Annotated in this window: 17 protein-coding genes and 1 pseudogene; 9 read left to right on the plus strand and 9 right to left on the minus strand. The window is 69.0% G+C overall.

Translation table 11 applies throughout. The annotated features are described in order from the left end of the window. The first annotated feature begins 32 nt into the window (after positions 1 to 32). The 5 genes and pseudogenes from BLU81_RS18155 to BLU81_RS18175 all read left to right on the plus strand — a co-directional run bounded on the left by BLU81_RS18155 (position 33) and on the right by BLU81_RS18175 (position 5145). Complete coding sequence (locus BLU81_RS18155) at positions 33 to 728, plus strand: TetR family transcriptional regulator (protein WP_092545758.1); 696 nt, start codon at positions 33 to 35, stop codon at positions 726 to 728. Further along, a complete protein-coding gene (locus BLU81_RS51560; protein ID WP_092545759.1) occupies positions 725 to 1345 on the plus strand; it encodes a DUF4873 domain-containing protein in 621 nt (206 codons plus the stop codon). Before BLU81_RS18155 ends, BLU81_RS51560 begins: the two co-directional genes overlap by 4 nt. A gap of 112 nt (positions 1346 to 1457) precedes the next feature. Continuing rightward, a pseudogene (locus tag BLU81_RS18165) lies at positions 1458 to 2840 on the plus strand (flavin-containing monooxygenase); the annotation flags it as partial. A 590-nt stretch (positions 2841 to 3430) separates the two neighbouring features. Continuing rightward, positions 3431 to 4309 (plus strand): SDR family NAD(P)-dependent oxidoreductase, encoded by an 879-nt coding sequence (locus BLU81_RS18170; protein WP_092545760.1) that lies wholly within the window; start codon positions 3431 to 3433, stop codon positions 4307 to 4309. Next, positions 4306 to 5145, plus strand: a complete 840-nt coding sequence (locus BLU81_RS18175) for an alpha/beta fold hydrolase (RefSeq protein ID WP_092545761.1) — start codon at positions 4306 to 4308, stop codon at positions 5143 to 5145. Before BLU81_RS18170 ends, BLU81_RS18175 begins: the two co-directional genes overlap by 4 nt. 314 nt (positions 5146 to 5459) lie before the next feature. Here the strand turns inward: BLU81_RS18175 and BLU81_RS48375 are convergent, their stop codons facing one another. The 3 genes from BLU81_RS48375 to BLU81_RS49900 all read right to left on the minus strand — a co-directional run bounded on the left by BLU81_RS48375 (position 5460) and on the right by BLU81_RS49900 (position 9933). After that, positions 5460 to 6320: a hypothetical protein gene (locus tag BLU81_RS48375; protein WP_157751665.1), complete on the minus strand. Its 861-nt coding sequence runs from the start codon at positions 6318 to 6320 to the stop codon at positions 5460 to 5462. Positions 6321 to 6802: 482 nt separating this feature from the next. After that, positions 6803 to 6979: a hypothetical protein gene (locus BLU81_RS49895; protein ID WP_197686276.1), complete on the minus strand. Its 177-nt coding sequence runs from the start codon at positions 6977 to 6979 to the stop codon at positions 6803 to 6805. Between the two features lie 1610 nt (positions 6980 to 8589). Continuing rightward, complete coding sequence (locus tag BLU81_RS49900; RefSeq protein WP_197686278.1) at positions 8590 to 9933, minus strand: citrate synthase 2; 1344 nt, start codon at positions 9931 to 9933, stop codon at positions 8590 to 8592. Between the two features lie 67 nt (positions 9934 to 10000). On the opposite strand from BLU81_RS49900, the gene BLU81_RS18205 reads away from it, so the two are divergent. Together BLU81_RS18205 and BLU81_RS18210 are read left to right on the plus strand one after the other, a co-directional pair. Then, positions 10001 to 11350, plus strand: coding sequence for a citrate synthase family protein (locus BLU81_RS18205; RefSeq protein WP_092545764.1), 1350 nt, complete (start codon positions 10001 to 10003; stop codon positions 11348 to 11350). A 243-nt stretch (positions 11351 to 11593) separates the two neighbouring features. Then, on the plus strand, positions 11594 to 12229 hold the full coding sequence (locus BLU81_RS18210) for a nitroreductase family protein (RefSeq protein ID WP_092545765.1): 636 nt from the start codon (positions 11594 to 11596) through the stop codon (positions 12227 to 12229). A gap of 474 nt (positions 12230 to 12703) precedes the next feature. Here BLU81_RS18210 and BLU81_RS18215 read toward each other — a convergent pair whose 3' ends face one another. Both BLU81_RS18215 and BLU81_RS18220 read right to left on the minus strand, forming a co-directional pair. Next, positions 12704 to 13123, minus strand: coding sequence for a hypothetical protein (locus BLU81_RS18215; RefSeq protein ID WP_092545766.1), 420 nt, complete (start codon positions 13121 to 13123; stop codon positions 12704 to 12706). A gap of 36 nt (positions 13124 to 13159) precedes the next feature. After that, positions 13160 to 14932 (minus strand): ABC transporter ATP-binding protein, encoded by a 1773-nt coding sequence (locus tag BLU81_RS18220; protein WP_269461107.1) that lies wholly within the window; start codon positions 14930 to 14932, stop codon positions 13160 to 13162. 117 nt (positions 14933 to 15049) lie between these two features. On the opposite strand from BLU81_RS18220, the gene BLU81_RS18225 reads away from it, so the two are divergent. Further along, positions 15050 to 15460 (plus strand): MarR family winged helix-turn-helix transcriptional regulator, encoded by a 411-nt coding sequence (locus tag BLU81_RS18225; RefSeq protein WP_092545768.1) that lies wholly within the window; start codon positions 15050 to 15052, stop codon positions 15458 to 15460. Between the two features lie 122 nt (positions 15461 to 15582). Here BLU81_RS18225 and BLU81_RS18230 read toward each other — a convergent pair whose 3' ends face one another. The 4 genes from BLU81_RS18230 to BLU81_RS18245 all read right to left on the minus strand — a co-directional run bounded on the left by BLU81_RS18230 (position 15583) and on the right by BLU81_RS18245 (position 18830). Next, the gene (locus BLU81_RS18230) at positions 15583 to 16344 is read right to left on the minus strand and encodes a hypothetical protein (RefSeq protein ID WP_092545769.1); all 762 of its coding nucleotides are present in this window, start codon (positions 16342 to 16344) and stop codon (positions 15583 to 15585) included. Further along, positions 16341 to 17036 carry an RNA polymerase sigma factor gene (locus BLU81_RS18235; RefSeq protein WP_092545770.1) on the minus strand — a complete coding sequence of 232 codons (696 nt, stop codon included), beginning with the start codon at positions 17034 to 17036 and terminating at the stop codon, positions 16341 to 16343. Before BLU81_RS18235 ends, BLU81_RS18230 begins: the two co-directional genes overlap by 4 nt. A 216-nt stretch (positions 17037 to 17252) precedes the next feature. Then, the gene (locus BLU81_RS18240; RefSeq protein ID WP_092545771.1) at positions 17253 to 18095 is read right to left on the minus strand and encodes a tetratricopeptide repeat protein; all 843 of its coding nucleotides are present in this window, start codon (positions 18093 to 18095) and stop codon (positions 17253 to 17255) included. A 249-nt stretch (positions 18096 to 18344) separates the two neighbouring features. Continuing rightward, positions 18345 to 18830, minus strand: coding sequence for a MarR family winged helix-turn-helix transcriptional regulator (locus BLU81_RS18245; protein ID WP_092545772.1), 486 nt, complete (start codon positions 18828 to 18830; stop codon positions 18345 to 18347). Positions 18831 to 18923: 93 nt separating this feature from the next. Between BLU81_RS18245 and BLU81_RS18250 the strand changes: the two genes are divergently transcribed. Beyond that, positions 18924 to 20972, plus strand: coding sequence for an MMPL family transporter (locus BLU81_RS18250; protein WP_092545773.1), 2049 nt, complete (start codon positions 18924 to 18926; stop codon positions 20970 to 20972). Positions 20973 to 21021 lie beyond the last annotated feature (49 nt).

Consider the following 21021-nt stretch of genomic DNA (forward strand, 5'->3'; position numbering starts at 1 on the left):
CGTTACCGGCGGTAACAGTTACTTCTTGTACTATGAGCCCGGTCACTCCACCCGTCAATCCCGGCAGCTCCGGCGACGGCCGCCGCGGCCGCTGGGACGGTCATCGTGCGCAACGACGAGCCGAACTGACCACGGCGGCCATCGAAGCGATCCGGCAGCACGGCCCGGACATCGGCATGGAGGCGATCGCCGCGCACGCCGGGGTCAGCAAGCCGGTCCTCTACCGCTACTTCGCCGACAAGTCCGAGTTGTGGCTGGCCGTCGGGCAGGCGGCCGGCCAGATGGTCCTCGACGACATGATCCCGGCGGTCGCGGCCGTCCGGGAGGAGCGCGCGATCGTCGCCGCTGCCATCGACATCTACCTTGCTCGTATTGAATCCGACCTCAATCTGTATCGCTTCGTCGTGCATCAACCCGACATCGCCCGGCGCCGGGACGTGGTCGCCGACGTGATGGACACGGTCGCCAGCGGCCTGGCCCGGATATTCGGCGACCTGCTGCGCGCCCGGGGCCTCGATTCCGGGGCGGCGTTGCCCTGGGCGTACGGCGTGGTCGGCTACGTCCAGGCGGTCGGCGACTGGTGGCTGCGACAGCAGCAGCCGATCAGCCGAGAGGCTCTCGCCGACTACCTGACGACGTTCCTGTGGAGCGGCATCGCCGGCATGCGCCGCGCCGCCGACATCCCGGGCGGCTTGGCCGCCCACGAAGAGTGGGCGCAGGAGACATGACCACCGCCCGGCACAACAACGCCCCCGGGAGCGGTCGCCCTGGGGGCGATGGCCACGGCAGCGATGACTACGGCAGCGATGGCCACGGAGAGAACAGCCTCGACAGCTCTGGCCCCGGCAGTGCTGACCGCGGTGATGACGGCCGTGACGACTCTGGCGCCGGCAGTGATAGCCGTAGTTGTGATGACCTCGACAACAGCGACCCCGGCAGCGATGGTGACGATGGCCTCGACAGCAACGACTTCAGTGGTGACCAGGGGCTCGGCGGTGACCAAGGGCTCAGTGGTGACCAGGGGCTCGGTGGTGGGAATGGTCGCGGTGATGGGAACGCGGGGTATCGGGGGCCGGCGACTCTGCGGCTGGATGACGGACCGGTGCCGGTCGAGGTTCGGATGTCGGTGCGGTTCGAGCCGGTCGAGGGACGGTTTCGGTGGGCCGGGCGCACCGGGCCGCACGACATGCTGCGTGAACGGGTCGGCGCCGGACTCCGCGCGGCCACGATCGTGGTGCCCGGTTCGCCGGAGACCACGGTCAAGCTGAGCGATCCTGATCCGTGGGGTGGTGTCCGGATTTCGGGTACCGGAACTCCGCCGTGGTTCACACCGGGAGACTCATGAACCTCATATGCACCAACCTCACATGCACAAACCCCATACTCGCCAGGTTCATATGCACTGGCTTCATTTGTAGCCGTCTCACATCTACCGACTTCACATGCATGGACTTCACATGTTGACTGGACACTTCGACGTGTTGATCGTCGGCGCCGGCCTGTCCGGGATCGGGGCCGCCTGGCGGTTGCAGCGGCAACGGCCCGGTGACACCTACGCCATTCTCGAGGCCCGCGACGCGATCGGCGGCACCTGGGACCTCTTCCGTTATCCCGGCGTCCGATCTGATTCGGACATGTACACGCTCAGCTATCCGTTCCGGCCATGGCGCGAACCCGAGTCCCTCGCCTCCGGCGCGAAGATCCGCCGCTACATCCAGGAGACCGCCGACGAAGCCAGCATCACCGACAAGATCCGGTTCGGTACGCGGGTCACGCGCGCCCAGTGGTCGTCGGCGGAGTCCCGCTGGACCGTCCACACCAACTCCGGCGATCAGATGACCTGCGATTTCCTGTACGGATGTGCCGGCTACTACGACTACTCCCACGGGTATCAGCCAGACTTCCCCGGCCTCGGTGACTATGCCGGGCGGCTCGTGCACCCGCAGTCCTGGCCGGATGATCTCGACTGGTCGGGTAAGCGGGTGGTGGTCATCGGCAGCGGCGCGACGGCGGTCACCCTGGTTCCGGCGATGGCCCCGGCGGCGGCTCACGTGACGATGTTGCAGCGGTCCCCCACGTACGTCACACCGCTCCCGGATCGGGACGCGGTCGCCGTCCTGGCCCGGCGCCTGCTCCCGCCGAAGGCCGCCAACCGGGTGGCGCGTGCCAAGAACATCCTGCTCACTCAGGCCTTCTACCAGCTCGCCCGGCGACGGCCCCAGTTGGTCCGGCGGGCGCTGCGCGGGATCGCCGTCCGGTTCCTGAAGGATCCGGGATACGTGGACAAGCACTTCAAGCCCCGCTACGACCCGTGGGATCAGCGGCTCTGTGTCATCCCGTCCGGTGATCTATATCGGTCGATCACCGAGGGGCGGGCTTCGGTGGTGACCGACCACATCGACACGTTCGTGCCCGAGGGCATCCGGCTGAAGTCCGGGACGGTCCTCGAAGCCGATGTCGTGGTGTCCGCGACCGGGCTGTCGTTGCTGCCGGTCGGAGGGATCGAGCTGACCGTCGACGGATCGCTGGTCGACGTCGGCGGGACCGTGTCGTACCGGGGCCTGATGCTCGGTGGGGTGCCGAACTTCGCCTACTGCATCGGGTACGTCAACGCCTCGTGGACGCTGCGCGCCGATCTATCCCACCGATACATGTTGAAGCTACTTGACCACATGGATCAACACGACCTGGCGGCGGCGACACCGGTCGCACCGCCCGGGACCGGACGGCCGTTGCTCGACCTGTCGTCCGGGTACGTCCAGCGCGCCCTCGACCGATTCCCCCGTCAGGGCGAACGCGATCCGTGGATCATCCGGCAGAACTATCTGCGCGACGCACTCACCACCCCGCGAGCCGACGTGACCCGCGACATGACCTTCACCCCCCGCCCGACGCGAACCCCCGACTTCCCCGCCCCTTCCTCGTCCGCTCCCACCTCACCGGTCGCCGCGCCGCCCGGCCCTGCTTCGCCCGGTCCTGAGCCCTCCGCAGCCACCTTGCCCAGCCCTGCGGCGCCCAGCCCCGCGGCGCCCAGCCCCACGTCACCCGGTCCCGAGTCTCCCGCTCCTATCCCGCCCGGCCCTACGGCGCTCGCAGCCTCCTCGCCCAGCCTCACCTCTTCCGCCGCCGCGTCGTCCGCTCCGACTTCGCACAGCGCCGCGGCGACCGCTCCTACCTCGCCCGGCACCGCGGCGACCGCTCCAATCTCGCCCAGCACCGCGGCGACCGCTCCAATCTCGCCCAGCACCGCGGCGACCGCTCCAATCTCGCCCAGCACCGCGGCGACCGCTCCAATCTCGCCCAGCACCGCGGCGACCGCTCCAATCTCGCCCAGCACCGCGGCGACCGCTCCAATCTCGCCCAGCACCGCGGCGACCGCTCCCTCATCGTCTGTTCTTCCGTCGCCTGTTACCTCGTCAAAGGTGGTCTGATGTCCAGTCGTCTTCCCGAGTACCGGTTCGCCGGACGCACTGCCGTCGTCACCGGAGCGGCCAGCGGCATCGGCGAACACCTCGCCTACGGGCTGGCCTTCCAGGGCAGCGACCTGGTGCTGATCGACGTGACCGAGGGTCGGCTCAGCATGGTCGCCGAGCGGATTCGTACCGCCAATCCGTCGTTGAATGTGCAGACCCTCGTCGCCGACCTCGCCGACCGGGCCGCCGTCGAATCCGTCGCCAGCCGTGTGCTCGCCGACCACCCAGCGATTGGGCTGCTCGTCAACAACGCCGGCATCGCGCTCGGTGGCCGCTTCGATCAAGTGACAGTTGACGAGTTCGAGCACGTCATGAACGTCAACTTCAGGGCGCCCATGCTGCTAACCCACGCCTTGCTACCCGCATTGACTGCATCGCCCGGCGGCCATCTGGTCAACATGTCAAGTCTGTTCGGGTTGATCGCGCCGCCCGGGCAGAGCGCCTACAGCGCCAGCAAGTTCGCGTTGCGCGGGCTCAGCGAGGCGCTGCGCGGCGAACTGATCGACGACGGCGTGGGAGTGACGACGGTTCACCCCGGAGGCATTCGGACCCGGATCGCCGAGTCGGCACTGATCGGGTCCCACGTACCAAAGGATGAGATCGAAGGCCAGATGAAACGCTTCGCCGCGCTGCTCAGCTTCCCCCCGGCGAAGGCCGCGGAACTGATTCTGCGCGCCGTCACGAAACGCAAGGCCCGGCTGCTCATTGCCACCAGCGCCAAAGCACCCGACCTACTGGCCCGGCTGCTGCCCGTCGGGCACGCCGCCGTCGTCCGCGCGGTCACCGCCGCCACCACGCGCGGCACACGCCCGGCGGGCACGGTTCTCAAAAGATGAGATTCGCGGTGGTACGGGGAACACGCATCCGCCTCCACGAGACCGGTGATCCGGCTGCGCCACCGGTCGTCCTGCTGCACGGCATCGGGCGCAGCCTCGAGGATTGGGAGCTGCAGCATCCACTGCTCGATGACGGGTACCGGGTGATCAGTATCGACATGCCCGGCTTCGGGATGTCCCAGCGCATGCCCGAACCCGCCACCCTCGAGGTGCTCGCCGACGGCCTGTGGGCGACTCTCGACGCGATCGGCGAGACCCGGCCCGTTCACCTGATGGGAAATTCGCTCGGCGGTGCCGTGTCGATGACGATGCTCGCCGGCGCGCCCGGCCGCGTGTCCAGCTTGACCCTGGTCAACAGCGCCGGCTTCGGCAAGGAGGTGACCGCCGCGCTGCGTTTCCTGGCCGTACCCGGACTCGGCCGGCAGATGCTGCGCCGCATCGACCGGGCCACCGCGGCCCGGATGGAAAGCCTGCTCTTCGCCGATCGTGACCTGGTCACACCGGCTCGCGTCGAGACGGCGATCCGGATCGCCCGGCAGCCCGACTTCGCGCCCGTCTACCTGGAGATCGCCAAAGCCCTCGGCGGCGTCCGCGGTATCGCCGCCACCTGGCGAACCGAACTCCTGGCCCAGCTGGCCGGCACCGCTGTTCCCACCACTCTGGCGTGGGGCGACCGCGACCTCATCCTGCCGAGCCATCACCTGGAGGCGGCGCGGGCCGCGTTTCCGCACGCCCGGGCACACCTATTCCCGGAGACCGGCCACATGCCCCAGATCGAACGCCCAGCCGAATTCGCCGGATTGGTCCGCCCGATGCTGTCCCAGGTGACCACTTAGTTCCCTCACCGTCGCTACCGGGCCGTCTGCATCGGGCCGCCCGCGCCGAGCCGTGAGCGCCCGCAGGCATCGCCCGACCGCATGCATCGGGCCTTGAGTTCGGCCGCAGGCACCGCACCGTGCCCGCAGGTAACGTTCGATCGCATCGCACCGCACCGCACCGCACCGCACCGCACCGCACCGCACCGCACCGCACCGCATCAGCGCGCTGCCGCGCCCGCCTCGCCGCGCATCTTTTGGCTGCGCGTTCCTCTGCTTAACTCCCTTGCCGGTGTCGTGTCGCGCCACGGTTCCCGGCCTGAATACGGGGCCGGTTACCCCGCCGCACGACGAACCGTGACCTCGCTGCGGGCCAGGCTGCTGGGAAGTGTGTCGCGGGACTGTCCCACGCTCAACGTCCGAGCCGTCGCCGGGTCGACGACGACCACCGCCAGCTGGAACGTGTCCTCGCCGCCGCTCTCCAACCCGGCCGGACCGCAGGTGAAACTCCAGCCGCTCGGGCAGGCACCCACCACCTGGTAGGCGGTACCGGCACCGTGCCTGCGCAACAGCCATACCTGATGGTCGTCCGGAAGGTCGGCGCTGCCACTGACGGTGGCGGCCGCAGTGATCGTGTCACCGTCGCGGGGTTGACTGAATCCGATCGATGCGGTCCGCTCCACCGTCCCGGTAGCGGTCAACCCCGTGGCAGTCGGCGCGGGAACACCACCCGGAGTCATATTCGCCGATGGCGCACTCACGCCCGGACCCGCTGGGGACGGGGCACTGACGCCGGACGGCGACGCCCCGATCCGGCGATCCACCGACGACGACGGACGTGCCCCTGGTCCAGGGTGACTCCCGCTGGTGGCGGCCGGTTCGTAAGGCGCCAGCCCGGAATAGACCGCGGCTGCGGACACTTCGGACGCAGGCGCTCGGGCCGCCGCCAGCGGAGGCATCCGGAACTCCGGCCCCGACGGCACCATCCCGAACGCGGAGGCGGCGACGGCGCCCACCCCCACGGTCACCATCCCGATGGTGAAAGCCGGCCGTCTCCGCGCCTCCCGACCCAAAACTTCAACAGCCCCGCCGAGTACGGCCACAGCCTGCCCGACCAGAGCCACCCCACGCCCCGACACGGCGACGACCTGCTCGAGAACAGCCTTGGCCTGCCCCAGGGCAACCGCCCGATCCATCAGTCCCACGGCGTATCCCGGCCCACCACCAATACGTTCCAGTACAGCCGTCGACGCCCCTTGCCCGCCACCGGTCCGGCCCAGCACAGCCGTCGAAGATCCCGGCCGTTCCCCCACCCGCATCAACACCACTGTCGAGGGACAGAGCTGGCCGCTACGGCGCTCCAGCACAGCCGTTCCCCGCCCCGCCACGCCCAGACCATGCCCCAAATGACCACCGCCCAGCCCAACCCCATGCGGCCCGGCCGCATACGACCCACCACCATGCAGCCCGGCACCGCGCAGCCCGGCACCGTACTTCCCACCACCGTGCAGGCCAACACCGTTCGACCCCGCACCGTCAAGCCCGGCACCACCAGCCCGAACCGGTACACCACCCTGCACATCGGCAACCCCCGTCAGCACAGCAGTGACAGCAGCCGAAGCCCGAGAAGCATCAACCCCTACCAAGCCCAACCCGCGAGTTGTTCCCCCTACACCCGTCAATACAGCAGTAACAGCGGCCGACACCTGAGAAGCATCAACCCACTTCCCCAGCGCAGTACCAGTACCAGTACCAGCACCAGCACCAGCACCAGCACCAGCACCAGCACCAGCACCAGCACCAGCACCAGCACCAGCACCAGCACCAGCACCAGCACCAGCACCAGCACCAGCACCAGCCTGATGATCACCCACACCCGTCAACAAGGCGGTCACAGCAGCCGACGAGCGAGTTGCATCGACCCCTGACCGCAATCCAGATCCCGAACCCGCGCCGTCATGCGCGCTGCCCACACCCACCGTCGCCGGAACAGAGGCCCGCGCAGTCTCACCCCGCGCTGCTGAGATGCCACCCGAAAGACCGGACTCCGCACCCGGAATCGCAGAGGCACCACCAGAAACTCCATAAAGCCCGCCGGGCACCGGAAAGTGATCCCCGGTCCCCGGCCGAACCTGGCCCGCCACTATGCCGGCGGCCATGACGGCCTCGCCCAGAACCGCGTCCGGGATCCCTGGGGCTGCGGCAACCTGCGGCGCCGAGACACCTGACGTTTCCGGAGCACGACCAGAAACCGCCGCGCCGTAGATCCCTGAACCTGTGTCATGCCCGGAAGCCCCAGACACGTCATGCCGCGTCCCGTCCACGAGCCGCGTCCCGTCCACGAGCCGAGCGCCGTCGACTCGTTGCGCATTCTCGGCTCCGCGCTGGGACGTTGGGGTAACCGCCGTGGTCGAAGCGCCGCGTCCTCGAATGTCAGCAATACCGACGGATTCCAAAACCGACAGGTTCAGCACCGGTTGAATCGCTGTTGATTCCGTCAATGTTGATCCAGGACATGTTGAACCGGGGCATGTTGATCCAGAACATGACGATTCAGATGACCCTGATTCAGACGACGTCGATTCGGGTGATGTTGGATCCGTTGATGTTGAATCCGGCGATGTTGAGACAGGTGATGTTGATTCGGAGGACGGCGATCCGATCAATGTGGGCTTTTCAGGCGTCAATATTGCAGGCGTCAGTGTTAGCGACGGCTGTGTTGATGACGGTTGTGTTGATCCTGTCGCCCGTGTGCCAGGCCGATCGTGATCGGGGCCGCGGGCGAGAAGCGGATGTTGCCGGGTGGGTGTCCTGGGCGTGGAATCGGACGATTTCTCGGGCGTGCCGTCGGATGCGGATCCCTGGGAGGTGACAACCATCGAACGCCTTCCGCATGATCGGAGGCCGCCGGTGAACCGCCGGCCGGAGCGCCATTCTCAGCGACGCCATCCGACCCGATAACCCAACTGACACCCATTTAGATGCGGTTGTCCGTAGTGACACTATTGTGGCGATCCTCTCTCGCGATCCGAATCATGACTTCACGATTCCCGCGCAACGGCAATGCAACGACAAAAAACAGACCCGCAAACCCGCATCCAGGCAGGAACAACTCGCCCGGCCACCGAACGGCGATCGCCCTACCACCGCCCAGTCGGCAACCACCCGGCCGACGACCGGCGATCAACCAGCCCACGATCAACCGGCGATCAATCGGGGGGAGCCAACCGACGATCAACCGGTAGGCGACCGGTTGATCGTCCGGTGAGCGGTCGGCGAGCGACCGGATGAGCGACCGGGTGGGCGGTCGGCGAGCGACCGGATGAGCGACCGGGTGGGCGGTCGGCGAGCGACCGGATGAGCGACCGGCGGGCGCACAGCCTTACGAACTTCAGGCCGAGAATCCAGCAGAACCCATACGTCAGGGCCGAGGTTAGGAACACGGAACAAGAACAAAGGCAGCGGTCAGGCGCTGGGGGGTACGACTGCGGGCGGGGGCCAACCGGCGACTTCCGTGGCGTCGCGTTCGGCGGGTCCGACGTAGTCGGCGGATGGGCGGATGATTTTGCCCAGGCGCTTCTGTTCCAGGATGTGGGCGCTCCAGCCCGCGGTTCGGGCGCAGGTGAACATCGCGGTGAGCATCTCCGCTGGTACGCCGGCGAAGTCGAGGACGACTGCAGCCCAGAATTCGACGTTCGTCTCCAGGATTCGGTCGGGTTTGCGTTCCCGGAGTTCGGCCAGTGCGGCCAGTTCCAGCTCACGGGCGACCTCGTAGCGTGGGGCCGCCAGCTCACGGGCGGTCTCCCGCAGGATCCGGGCGCGGGGATCCTCGGCACGGTAGATCGCATGTCCGAAACCCATCAGGCGCTGACCGCTGTCCAGGACCTGCCGGACGTACCGCCGGGCGTCCGCACCCCGCTCCACGTCCTCGATCATGCCGAGGGCCCGGGACGGCGCCCCACCATGCAGCGGGCCGGACAGCGCGGCGATCGCGGCGGACACGCATGCCGGCGCGTCGGCTCCGGTGCTGGCGACGACCCTCGCGGTGAACGTGGAGGCGTTCATGCCGTGCTCGGCGGCACAGATCCAGTATCGGTCGATGGCAGCCACATGCCGCGGGTCCGGCTCCCCCTGCCAGGCGATCATGAACCGTTCGGTCGCGGTCCGCCCGGCGTCGACCAGTCGTTGCGGCACCGGCGAAAGCCCGGCCGCCCCACCAGAACTCGCCCTGCCGAAGCCCGCACCACTGAAACCCGCACCATCGAAGCCTGCCCCGCTGAAACCCGCCTCACCGAACCCCATTTCGGCAGAGCCGGCCGGAGACCCGGAAGTCCCGAACGAGACCGAGGTGGTCGCCGGATTCAGCAAACCCGAACCGTCGAAAGATCCGGGTTGGGAAGAAGCGGCACGAACGGCGACCGACGACGGGGGAAAGGCGACTCGGGCGGCTCGGGCTACGTAGTCCAGGACCGCGGCCGACGTGGTGGCCAAATCTTCGCGGGCCCGATCGTCGGGGATGTCGATCAGCTGGCGCAGCGACCACCGTGGGGCCAGAAGCGACACCGCGGCTTGTACGTCGGCACGGATGTCGCCGGTGTTATCCACAGGCGGGAGGGGTTCGGCTGGCGGCAGGCCGCGGCGGAAGTCACCATCGACGAGCAGGCCCCAGACATCACCGAACGAAGCTCGCCCGGCCAGGGAGTTGATGTCGACGCCGCGGTATCGCAGCGCCCCGCCGTCCCGGTCGGGTTCGGCGATCTCGGTGTCGAAAGCGACGACACCGGCAAGCCCAGGATTGACTGTCAACATGACCTCAATGTGGGTAATCAACATGTTGATGTCAATGTTGATCCAGTCAATATGAGAGGATGGCAACATGACCCCTCAACCACTGCTGACCACCGAGGAAGTCGCTACTCTGCTGGGCGTCAAACCAGCGACGGTGTACGCGTACGTCAGCCGTGGTCTTCTCGCCAGCCAACGCAACGGCGACGGCAAGAACAGCCTGTTCACCAGGTCCGACATCGATGCTTTTCGGGCCGGCCGCAAGCGGACCACCACCCCGGGCATCCAAACCGGCATCACCCTGATCAAGGACGGCCGCCTCTTCTTCCGCGGTCACGACGCCACCGTCCTGGCTCGCGAGACCTCCTACGAATCCGTAGCCACCATGCTGTGGACCGGCCCCCAGAGCAGCGACCCGACCAACACGCAAAGCAGCGCCCCGGCCAGTACGCAGAACAGCAACTCAGCCAGTACGCAGAAAGGCGGCCCGCCCAGAACGCAGAACAGCAACCCGACCAGAACACAAGGCGGCAACCCGGCCGGTACGCACAGCAGCGGGCAAGCCAGTACGCAAAGCAGCGACCTGCTGTTTCCCGTCCATGCTGAGCTGCGTGACCTGGCCGTCGAGGTGACGGCGAAGCTGCCGGCGACCGCTCGGCTCACCGACCGGCTGCGTGTCATCGTCGCCGCCGCGTCCGCCGCCGACCCGCTCCGGTTCGACACCACGCCCACGGCGGTGATCGCCACCGGCCGGCTTCTTCTCGCCACGATGGTGCACAGCCTGCCGCCCCGCACCGGCATCCCGGTCAAATCGATCCCCCTGGCCGAGGCGCTGTGGCACCGGCTGACCAGTGTGCGCGCGACAGATGACGGGCTGCGGGCGCTCAACGCCGCCATGGTTCTGCTGGCCGATCACGACATCGCCGCGTCAACACTTGCGGCAAGGGTTGCGGCGTCAACACGTGCCCATCCATACGCGGTGGTAAGCGCCGGGCTCGCCGCCCTCGACGGGCCGTTGCACGGGGCGGCGAGCGGTCTCGCGTACCGCCTCTTGATCGAATCCTCCAGTGGCCCCGGACCGGCGGCGACCATCTCGGAACGCCTGCGCACCGGAGTGCCGGTTCCCGGTTTCGGGCATTCGTTGTACCCCGGCGGCGATCCGCGGGCGACCGCCCTGTTCGACCTGCTCGACGACGGCGCGGCGAAAAGGGACGCGATGCGGCTGGACGAGACCATGCGTACCAGATCGGGCACCCCGGCAAACATCGATCTGGCGCTCGCCGCACTCGCTCTGGAGTACCGCATGCCGGCGGAGGCCGGCGAGGTGATCTTCGCGGTGGCCCGGACCGCGGGCTGGCTGGCACACGCGCTGGAGGAGTACGGCGACCGCCCGCTGCGTTTCCGCCCGTCCGGCACATACGCGGGCCACCAGCCGACGTGAACCCCGGCCGGCATCGGCTGCCGGCCGATGTAAACCCCAACCAGCTCGCACGCGCCATCAGCCGACGTGAACCCCAACCGACCGACGCACGCCACTGGCCGATTTGAAACCAAACCGGCCGACATAGGCCCGACCGGCCGGCACCGATCGGCCACTGCTGGCCATCAGGGCTGACGTGAATCCATCCCGCAGACGCGGGCCGCCAGCCGACCTGAGCCGCTACCGGCCAGTAGGCTCGCCGGCATGACGGACCCGAACGCTCTACCTCTGCTGGAGGCGTTGCACTCGACGCCGGCCCGCCGCTACCTGTCCACCGAGCCGGTCGGCGACGATGTGATCCGCGCGATTCTGGACGCCGCGATTCGGGGTCCGTCCGCCGGCAATGGTCAATTCTGGACATGGATCGTGATCCGCGAGCCGGAGACGAAGAAGCAGATCGCGGGCTGGTACCGGGAGGGCTGGGAGCGTCACTACGGTTCCCGTCGCGAGCAGATCCTCGGTGCGCCCGACGGTGGGCCGATGAGCAAGAAGAGCTTCCTGGCCGCTGATCACCTGGCCAACCACTTGGAGGAAGCGCCCATCTGGATCATCCCGGTCATGCTGGGCGCCGCGAAGTCAACCAACCCGCGCCTCGGCTCGTCGATCTACGGGGCCGTCCAGCACCTGATCCTGGCCGCCCGCGCGCACGGCCTCGGCGCCACCCTGACCACCCTGCACATCGGGCACGAGGAGGACGTCCGCACGCTGCTCGGCCTCCCCGACGACGCGCTGACGATGGCCCTGATCCCGATCGGTCACCCGAGCCGGGGCCGCTGGTCCGAGCCGAAACGGCGCCCCCTCGACGAGGTCGTCCACTTCGAAAAGTTCAAGACCACCTGATTGTCGTACGCCCGAAGCGCCGGCCCGTTCCCCCACGGGCCGGCAACGACCTCGATCGGACGACGGCCCGGCCGCACCGGGTTTCCCGAGCACCCAGGCTTGGAACGAGCACCCAGGCTTGGAAGACGTTTCGCGGTAGAGGTGTGAGAGCCCTTCGACGTAGTGGGTTCGGGTGCGAATCGAACCAGAGATCACCACACACCCCTGACCACAAAAGGTCTCGGGAGACCGGCCGACCACGAGAGAGCCCAGACCAGGAAGGGCCTCGGAAACGATCGAGAAGGGTCTCGGGACCACAAGGCCCGAGGACCGCGAGAGCCGAAATCCCGAAGACCGCGAAGGCTCGAGACCCGCCGAAGGCCTGAGGACAGCCAATGTCCGGGACCCGCCGAAGGTCTGGGGACCGCGAAGGTCCGGGACCCGCCGAAGGTCTGGGGATCGCAAAGGTTCAGGGCTGACTGGGGCTTGGCGGGTTCAGTTGGGCTGGATGGATCCGCTGGCGAAATGGAAGATGTCGATCTGGGTGGCGTCGTTCTCCTCGCGGATGTGGCCTCCGTAGCCGGCACCCGAGACGTGGGGTTCGATGAGTTCGAGGAACTCGTGGATCTCGCCCATGCCCTCGTCAGGGACCAGCACCCGGACGTGGAGGCCCCATTCGACGATGTCGCCGTGCGGGCCGAAGCCGCGCTTCTGCTGCTGGAACAGGGCCAGGTCGCCGCCCGGAAGGCGGCTGGCCGGGTCCGGGTCGAAAGTCTGGTACGGGAAGGTGTCGTCGCCGAGATGCCACGGCCGTTCATCGGTGAGGCCCAGCAACCAGAAGAGCGTGTCCAGAACAGTATCCGGAGTGTGTGCTTCCAGGAAGCAGCTGACAACGACCTCGTAATGAACACTCACGGGCGCCGACGATAGGGCCCGGCCGAGCGCGGATGATCAGCGGGTCAGGGTGGCGTAGTGGCCGTTGTCGTGGAGCAGGGACTCGTGGGTGCCGGACTCCAGGATGCGACCATGGTCGATCACCGCGATCTGGGCGGCGTTGCGGATCGTGGACAGACGATGGGCGATCGTCACAGTGGTGCGGCCCGCTGCCAAGGAGTCGAAAGCCTGCTGGACGGCACGCTCCGTCTCGTTGTCCAAAGCGCTGGTGGCCTCGTCCAGAACCAGGATGCGAGGGTCCCGCAGCAGCGTGCGGGCGATCGCCAGGCGCTGTTTCTCGCCGCCGGAGAACCGGTGGCCACGGGAACCGACCATCGTGTCGTAGCCGTCGGGCAGTGCCGCGATCAAGTCGTGGATCTGGGCGGAACGGGTCGCGCGCTCGATCTCGGCGTCCGTCGCGCCGGGTTTCGCGTAGCGCAGGTTCTCCCGGATCGTGGTGTGCAACAGGTACGTCTCCTGGCTGACCACGCCGACCAGACCGGCCAGATCGGACAGTGACAGGTCGCGGATGTCGACGCCGTCGATCGTGACCCGGCCGGACGTCGGATCGTAGAGGCGAGCGATCAGGGCGGCGATGGTGCTCTTGCCGGAGCCCGTCTCACCGACCAGGGCCAGAGACGTGCCGGCCGGGACGTCGAAACTGACGCCGGCGAGGGCTGCGGTGACGCCTCCCCCGTACGCGAAAGTCACGTCCTCGAATTTGAGGTGCCCCCGCGGCTCGGGCAGCCGGACCGGATCGGTGGGCTCCTGGATGTCGACGGGTAGGTCGAGGTACTCGAAGATGCGCTGGAACAGCGCCAGCGACGCGGTCAGCGTCACTCCGACGTCGAGCAGGCTCATCAGCGGGCGGAACAGGCCCGCCTGCAGACCGGTGAACGCGACCAGGGTGCCGATGCTCATCGCGCCAGCGGCGAACGGCAGCCCGGCGGCCAGGTAGATCACCGCCGGAATGACGGCGAAGACGATGTTCATCGTGGCCATCCGCCAGCGGCCGGCCAGCTCGGAACGCAGCTCCAGGTCGATGAGGCGTGACGACGACGCGGTGAAACGGTCGGTCAGCGCGCCGGTCGCACCCATCGTCTTGGCGAGTTGCACGCCACTGATCGACAGGCCCTCGTCGATGACCACGTTGAGGTCGGCCAGCTCACGCTGCCGCTGGGCGGTGATCGCCTGGCGCATCCGGGCGACCCGGCGGGTCCAGTAGATCGCCGGTGGCAGCGCGACCAGCGACACCAGGGTGAGCTGCCAGGACAGCGCGGCCATCGCGACCAGGGTGGCGACGACGGTCGTCAGGTTGGCGGCGACCGAGGTGGCCGTCGAGGTGACGACCTGCTGCATGCCGCCGATGTCGTTGGTGATGCGGGACTGGACCTCGCCGGTGCGGGTGCGGGTGAAGAACGCCACCGACTGCCGCTGCAGGTGGGCGAAGACGTCGGTGCGCAGCCGGTGCATGACCCGCTGGCCGACGGTCGTGGAGATCCAGGTCTGCACGACACCGAGCGCGGACGTGGCCGCGGCGACACCGACCATGCCGGCCACCAGCAGCGACAACAGCCGCAGATCGGACTCGGGCAGGGCGACGTCGATGACCTCGCGCAGAAGGAAGGGCGAGGCCATCGAGATGATGGACGAGACGAAGATGACGGCCACGACGACGGCGAGCTGCCGGCGGTGACCGATGAACAGGGCGCCGATGCGGCGCAGCGACACGGCGCGGGCCTGCGCCTTCTCCGCGGGGGTCGACGTGCGTGCCGCGCCGCGACGGGGGATTTCTGCCAAGAGCGGTGCCTTTCTGGTACGGGTGGGTCGGGTCGTTTGATGACCCGGCGATATGCTGAGGTTACCTCAACGTGAGGGAACAACGGTAGTCGCTGGTAGTTTGTTCCCGTGGAGGACAACCTGCTGGAGACGTTCTGGGCGGTGTCCCGGAAACTTCGCGAGCACACCAGGATCACCCTGGAGCCGTGGCACGTCTCGCCGTCGCAGTCCCGCGCCGTCATGGTGCTCTCCAAACACGGCGAGATGCGTCTCAGCGCCCTGGCCGAGCACCTGCGGATCGCGCCGCGCTCGGCCACCGAGGTGATCGACGACCTCCAGGGCCGTGGCCTGGTCGAGCGCCGCCCGGACCCGTCCGACCGGCGCGCCACCCTGGTCGTGCTCACCGACCAGGGCGCCGGCATCTCGCAGGCGATCCGCGAGGCCCGCGCCACCGAGGGCGAGCGCCTCTTCGCCGGCCTCGACCCCGCCGACCGCGCCGAGCTGTCCCGCATCCTCCGCGAACTCCGCGACAGCCGCTGACCGAAGACCGGGCCGCGCGCGAGACAAGCGCGACCGGGCGAGGGGCCGGCCTGACCGGAAACGACCACCGGCCGTCCCGAAGGACGGCCGGTGACAGACGAGCGCGAAAAACAGAAAGAGCGTCAGGGCAATTCGGAGGGACGGTACGAGGTGGTGCGGTCGCCGGCGTGAACGGTGATGGTCATGCTGTCCACCTCGCCGCCCTCGGGTCCCGGCCACCAGGCCGCCCACCAGCCGGACTTGACGCTGGCCTGCAGGAGCGCCCCGCTGTCGAGACGGACCTCGACAGCGGTGACCCCGGGACCGGCCAGCCCGACGATGTTGGACCACTGGTCGTCGCCGTCGCCGTAGGAGCTCATCGTCTCCAGGTTGATGGTCCCCTCGGCCTGAGGCGGCGGTCCACCGGCGTCGGTCAGTGCCATCGAGGCGGCCCGGTCGACGTCCCCGACCATCAGGCATTCGACGATGCCGTCGTCCTTCCGCATGATCAGCAAGGTGGCGTCACCGCGCTGCTCGGCGAGGAGCACGTCGGACGGCTCCGCGGTGGAGTTTCCACCGACGCCGTTGGCGGCACACGCCCGAGCCTGCGGCATCACTTGTTCACCGGCGCGGGAGGCCGGCATCGCGGTCCACGACGCGATGGCCTTCTCGGCGTCCCCGGGAACCAGGGCCGGGACGGCGATCGCGGCGACCGCACCGGCGGCCATCGCGGCCGCACCGGCGACGGCCCAGCGCCGCGCCATCGGAGCCGGACCGGAGGTGGAGACGCGGGCGGTGCCGTCCATCACACGCTCCACGAAGGCCTCCGAGCGGGTCCATTCCATGGCGCTGGGTTCACGGCCACGGGCGGGGTCGAGAACAGCGAGACGATCCAGGTCATTCATGGCTGCGGCTCCTTGACGATCATGGCGGCGGCCGAGGGGGTGGCTGAGGAAGCCGGACCGCGGGGAGACGAGACGGGGACAGACGCGGCAGCGGCACCACGGGCCGACAGGAGGGCAGCGGATCCGTGGGTGGAGGAGGCGGACCGAAGAGAGGAGGCAGAAGCGGGAGCGGCGGAGCCCGCGGCGGAAGAGGCTGGCGCGGCGGAGGCCGAAGTCACCGGTTCGAGGGCTGTCTGGAGCCGTTTGCGGGCCCGGGTGAGGCGCATCGCGAAGGTGGACCGACGGCAGTTCAGCACGGTGGCCGCCTGTTCGGAGGTGAGGCCGTCGAAGGCGATCAGCGCCAGGACCTCACGATCTCCGGAGGAGAGGGTCTTCCAGGCCCGTTCCAGGTCGACACGGGTGGCGGCGCCGGGGGCTCCGTCCGGTTCGTGCGACTCGGCGCCGCCCAGCCGTACGTCCAAGGCCTTCCGCCGCAGCCAACCGCGGGTCTGGTTGGCCATGGTGCGCCGGGCCACCGCGAACAGCCAGGGCCGCGCGTCGTCCGGGATGTCGCCGAACCGGCGCCAGGCGGTGAGGAAGACGGTGGACACGATGTCCTCCGCCTCGTCCGCCGGTACCCGTCTCTCGACGAACCGCAGCAGATCAGCGTAGGTGTCCCGGTGCAGCGCCCGGAACCGCTCTTGTTGGTCCATGCCCCCTACCTGTCCGGGAGCCGGAAGGCTGTCACACCGGAAACCGAGAAATCGTCACGCCCCGGCGACGGAAAGCCCGGGGAGGCAAGACTGCCACCCCGAGCGCCGAAGAGCCCAGCCGGAAAGCGGCCTCGGGCAGCGGAAACCCCGAGGGACCGCCCGGCGGGAAACCGATGGCCGGGCGGAGAAGGGTCGATGAGACGGGAGGACCCGGTGCTACCTCGCCGGTCCGGCCAGGGCGGAGACGCAGCCGGCGGTTCCGGCCGCGCACAGCAGGGCGAAGTACAGGCTGGACGGCACGGTGAGCAGGCCGGCACCGTCGAGGAGACCGGCGCCGATCAGCACCGCCAGGAACCACAGCAGGGCCACCCGGGCCACGTGACCGGTCGCCGACCGGGCCGCACCGGGACGGCGGTGGGGCTGACGGCCGGGGTGGATGCGCAGCGTCTCGCCGTACTCGTCGGCGGCCAGCGCCAGGGACGCGGCATCGATGGCGGTGCTCATCGCCCTCTCGAACGCCTGCAGGGCGGCCCGCGCTCCGGCGTGACCGAAATCGATCGCGAGTGCCCGGCCGACGGCCTCCCGTGCGCTGAGGGGCCGGCCGATGGCGAACAAGGCCATCGCGTACGTGACCATCAGGTCGGCGTCATAAGCGGCCATGTCGACGACACACCGGAGTCCCTCGGCGGCGTCGGTGGGCAGGCCGGCGGCCAGCTGGGCCTGGGCGAGGCGGTTGTGCAGACGCGGGTTGCCCGGATCCTCCCGGCAGGCGGCGGCCGCGGCGGCGATGGCTTCGGCGTGGTCGCCCAGGTGGGAGTGGGCGGCGCTGAGCCAGTGCAGCGATTCGGTGCCCCAGGGGTCGAGGTGCCACGCGGCCTGGGCGGCGAGCAGCGCCTCGGCCGGGTCGCCGAGATCGAGGCGGGCGCGGGCCATCCGCTGCCAGCCGCCGACGTTCTCCGGTTCCCGGCCGACGAACGGGGCCAGCAGCCGTGCGGCGTTGTGGGCACGCCCGCGGGCGAGCAGGGCGTCGGCCTCGGCGAGGAGCAGATCGGTGTGCACGAAGCTCCCGATCGGCAGCGACCGTGCCGGGTTGGGGCTGCGTCCCGGTGCACGTGCGTTGCAAAACCTTTGGCTGCCGTACGGCCGCAAGCTCGGTGAGACTCACCACCCGCAACGCGCGTCGCGGCCGTAAGAAACGCCGGGGCCGCGTGGCGCAACGCAAAAGCGGAACCGCACCAGACGCCGGGCAGCGCGACACGCCGAACCGCAGGAACCGCCGGGGCCGCAAAGAACGATGGAAGGCGGGCGTCAGGAGTTGCGCAGTTCGTCGCGGTAGGCGACCAGTGAGCCGATCATGCCGTTCAGGAATTTCTCGATGGTCTCCAGCTCGCCGACGCTGAAGTCGTTCATCACGGCGTCGGTGCGGGGCGCGAGCGGCGTGAAGAACGCCAGCGCGAGGGCCATCCCGGCGTCCGCGTAACGCAGGTGCACGACCCGCCGGTCGGCGCTCTCCCGGGATCGGCGCAGGTGACCGCCGCGTTCGAGCCGGTCGATCAGGGCGGTCGTGGCGCCGGAGGTCAGGCCGATGGACTCCCCCAGCTTGCCGGGGGTGAGTGGGGTGCCCCGGCGCTCGGCCTGCATGACGGCGAGCAGGGCGTGCATGTCGGTGTTGTGCAGCCGGTGCTGGCTGGCGAAGGCGTGCCCGATGTGCTGCGCCTCGCCGCTGTACGCGTTCAGCAGATCGACCAGTTCCCTGCGCAATCGCCCCCGTTCACCGGACTCTGATCCTTTCACGGGAGTAAGTGTTGCAGATGCGGCCCGCGTCGTGAACAATCTCGATCGTAAAGATTCTCAACCTTGAAGATAAAAAGATGCGAGGCTAGGTAGATGAAGAGAGCATGGGCGACGCTCCTGCTGGCCCTGCTGCTCGGCGGGCTCGTCTTCGGGCTGGCCGGGGCCACCGAGACGGACAACGACCCCACCTCGTCACTGCCGTCGTCGGCCGAGTCGACCCGGGTCGCCGAGCTGCAGCGGGAGCTGCCGTCCGGCCGCACCAACCCGGCGCTGATCGTGGTCGCCAAGGGCGGCGCGGCACTGGCCGACGCGGACCTGGTCACCGTTCAAGGGCTGGGCCAGCCGATCCTGTCCGCGGACCGCAAGGCCGCCATCGTGAGTGTGCCGCTGCCGGCCACCGGTGACGCCGCCGCCAACAGCACGGCGGTGGAGGAGCTGCGGCAGAAGGTGTCCACCGGGCTGCCCGCCGGAGTGACCGCCGAGGTCACCGGTGGCGCCGGTTTCAGCGCAGACCTGTCCAACAGTTTCAGCGGCGCCAACACCCGGCTGCTGATCGTCACGGTCGTGGTGGTCACGATCCTGCTGCTGATCACCTACCGCAGCCCGATCCTGTGGATCGTGCCGCTGTTCGTCGTCGGGTTCGCCGACCAGCTCGCGGCGAAGGTCATCGCGATCCTGTCGCAGCACACCGACCTGGCGATCAACGGTTCCACCACCGGCATCGTCACGGTGCTGGTGTTCGGCGCCGGCACCAACTACGCGCTGCTGCTGATCTCCCGTTACCGGGAGGAGCTGCACAAGTACGAGGACCGGTTCGAAGCCATGAGCAAGGCGCTGCGCGGGGCCGGCCCGGCCATCGCCGCCAGCGCGGGCACGGTCGTCCTGGCGCTGCTCACCCTGATCCTGGCCAGTCTGCGGAGCAACACCGCGCTGGGCCTGACCGCCGCAGCCGGGGTCACCATCGCCGCGGTCTTCGCGCTGGTGGTGCTGCCGGCCGCGCTCGTCGTCTGCGGTCGCGGCCTGTTCTGGCCGCTGATCCCGCGGGTCGGCCAGGCCGGACCGGAGGACGGCAAGGGCTTCTGGGCGAAGGTGGGCCGTGGTGTGGTGCGCCGCCCGGTCATCGTGGCCTCCGCCTCGGTGCTGGTGCTCGGTCTGCTCGCGCTGGGCGGGCTCGGCACCAAGGTCGGCCTGTCGCAGGCCGAGCAGTTCCGGGTCGAGGCCGAGTCGGTGCGGGGCCTGGAGACGCTCAGTAAGTACTTCCCGGCCGGGGCCGCCGGTCCCGCGGTGATCCTCACCGACCCGGCCAAGGCCGAGCAGGTCCTCGCCACCGTCTCCGGCACCGAGGGCGTCGCCCAGGCCCGGGTCGCCGAGCAGACCGCCACCCAGGTCAGCGTCAGCGCCGTCCTGGTCGCCGCGCCGGACACTGCCGAGGCCTTCGACACCATTCGTGACCTGCGGGAGCGCCTGGACGGCGAGGCCCTGGTCGGCGGCACGGTCGCGACCGCGCTGGACACCCGGGACGCCGCCCGCCGCGACCTGACGGTGATCGTCCCGGTGATCCTGCTCGTGGTGTTCCTGGTGCTGGTCGCGCTGCTGCGGGCACTGGTCGCGCCGGTGCTGCTGATGGTGACGGTGGTGGTCAGTTTCGTGGCGTCGCTGGGCGCCGGGTCGTGGCTGTTCCGCAACGTCTTCGACTATCCGGCGCTGGACAACTCGGTGCCACTGTTCTCGTTCCTGTTCCTGGTGGCGCTCGGGGTCGACTACAACATCTTCCTGGTCACCCGGGCCAAGGAGGAGGCGGCCAGCCGAGGCACCCGGGATGGCATGGTGCACGCCCTGGCGGTGACCGGCGCGGTGATCACCAGTGCGGGCATCCTGCTGGCGGCGGTCTTCGCGGTGCTCGGGGTGCTGCCGGTGGTCACCCTCACCCAGATCGGTGTCATCGTCGGCATCGGGGTGCTGCTGGACACGCTGCTGGTGCGGACCGTGCTGGTCCCGGCCCTGGCGACACTCACCGGGGACCGGTTCTGGTGGCCCGGCCGCCCACAGCTCGCCACCGCCGGCGACGGACCGGCGGTGGCCCGTCCGGAGACCGACTGGGACGCGGTCGACCGCGCCAAGGTCGACGAGCCCACGACGTAACCCGCCGTCTCCTGCCGGGCGGTCCCGAGAAGACCGCCCGGCAGCTACC

The sequence above is a fragment of the Actinoplanes derwentensis genome, from assembly GCF_900104725.1.
In the GTDB taxonomy this organism is placed as follows: domain Bacteria; phylum Actinomycetota; class Actinomycetes; order Mycobacteriales; family Micromonosporaceae; genus Actinoplanes; species Actinoplanes derwentensis.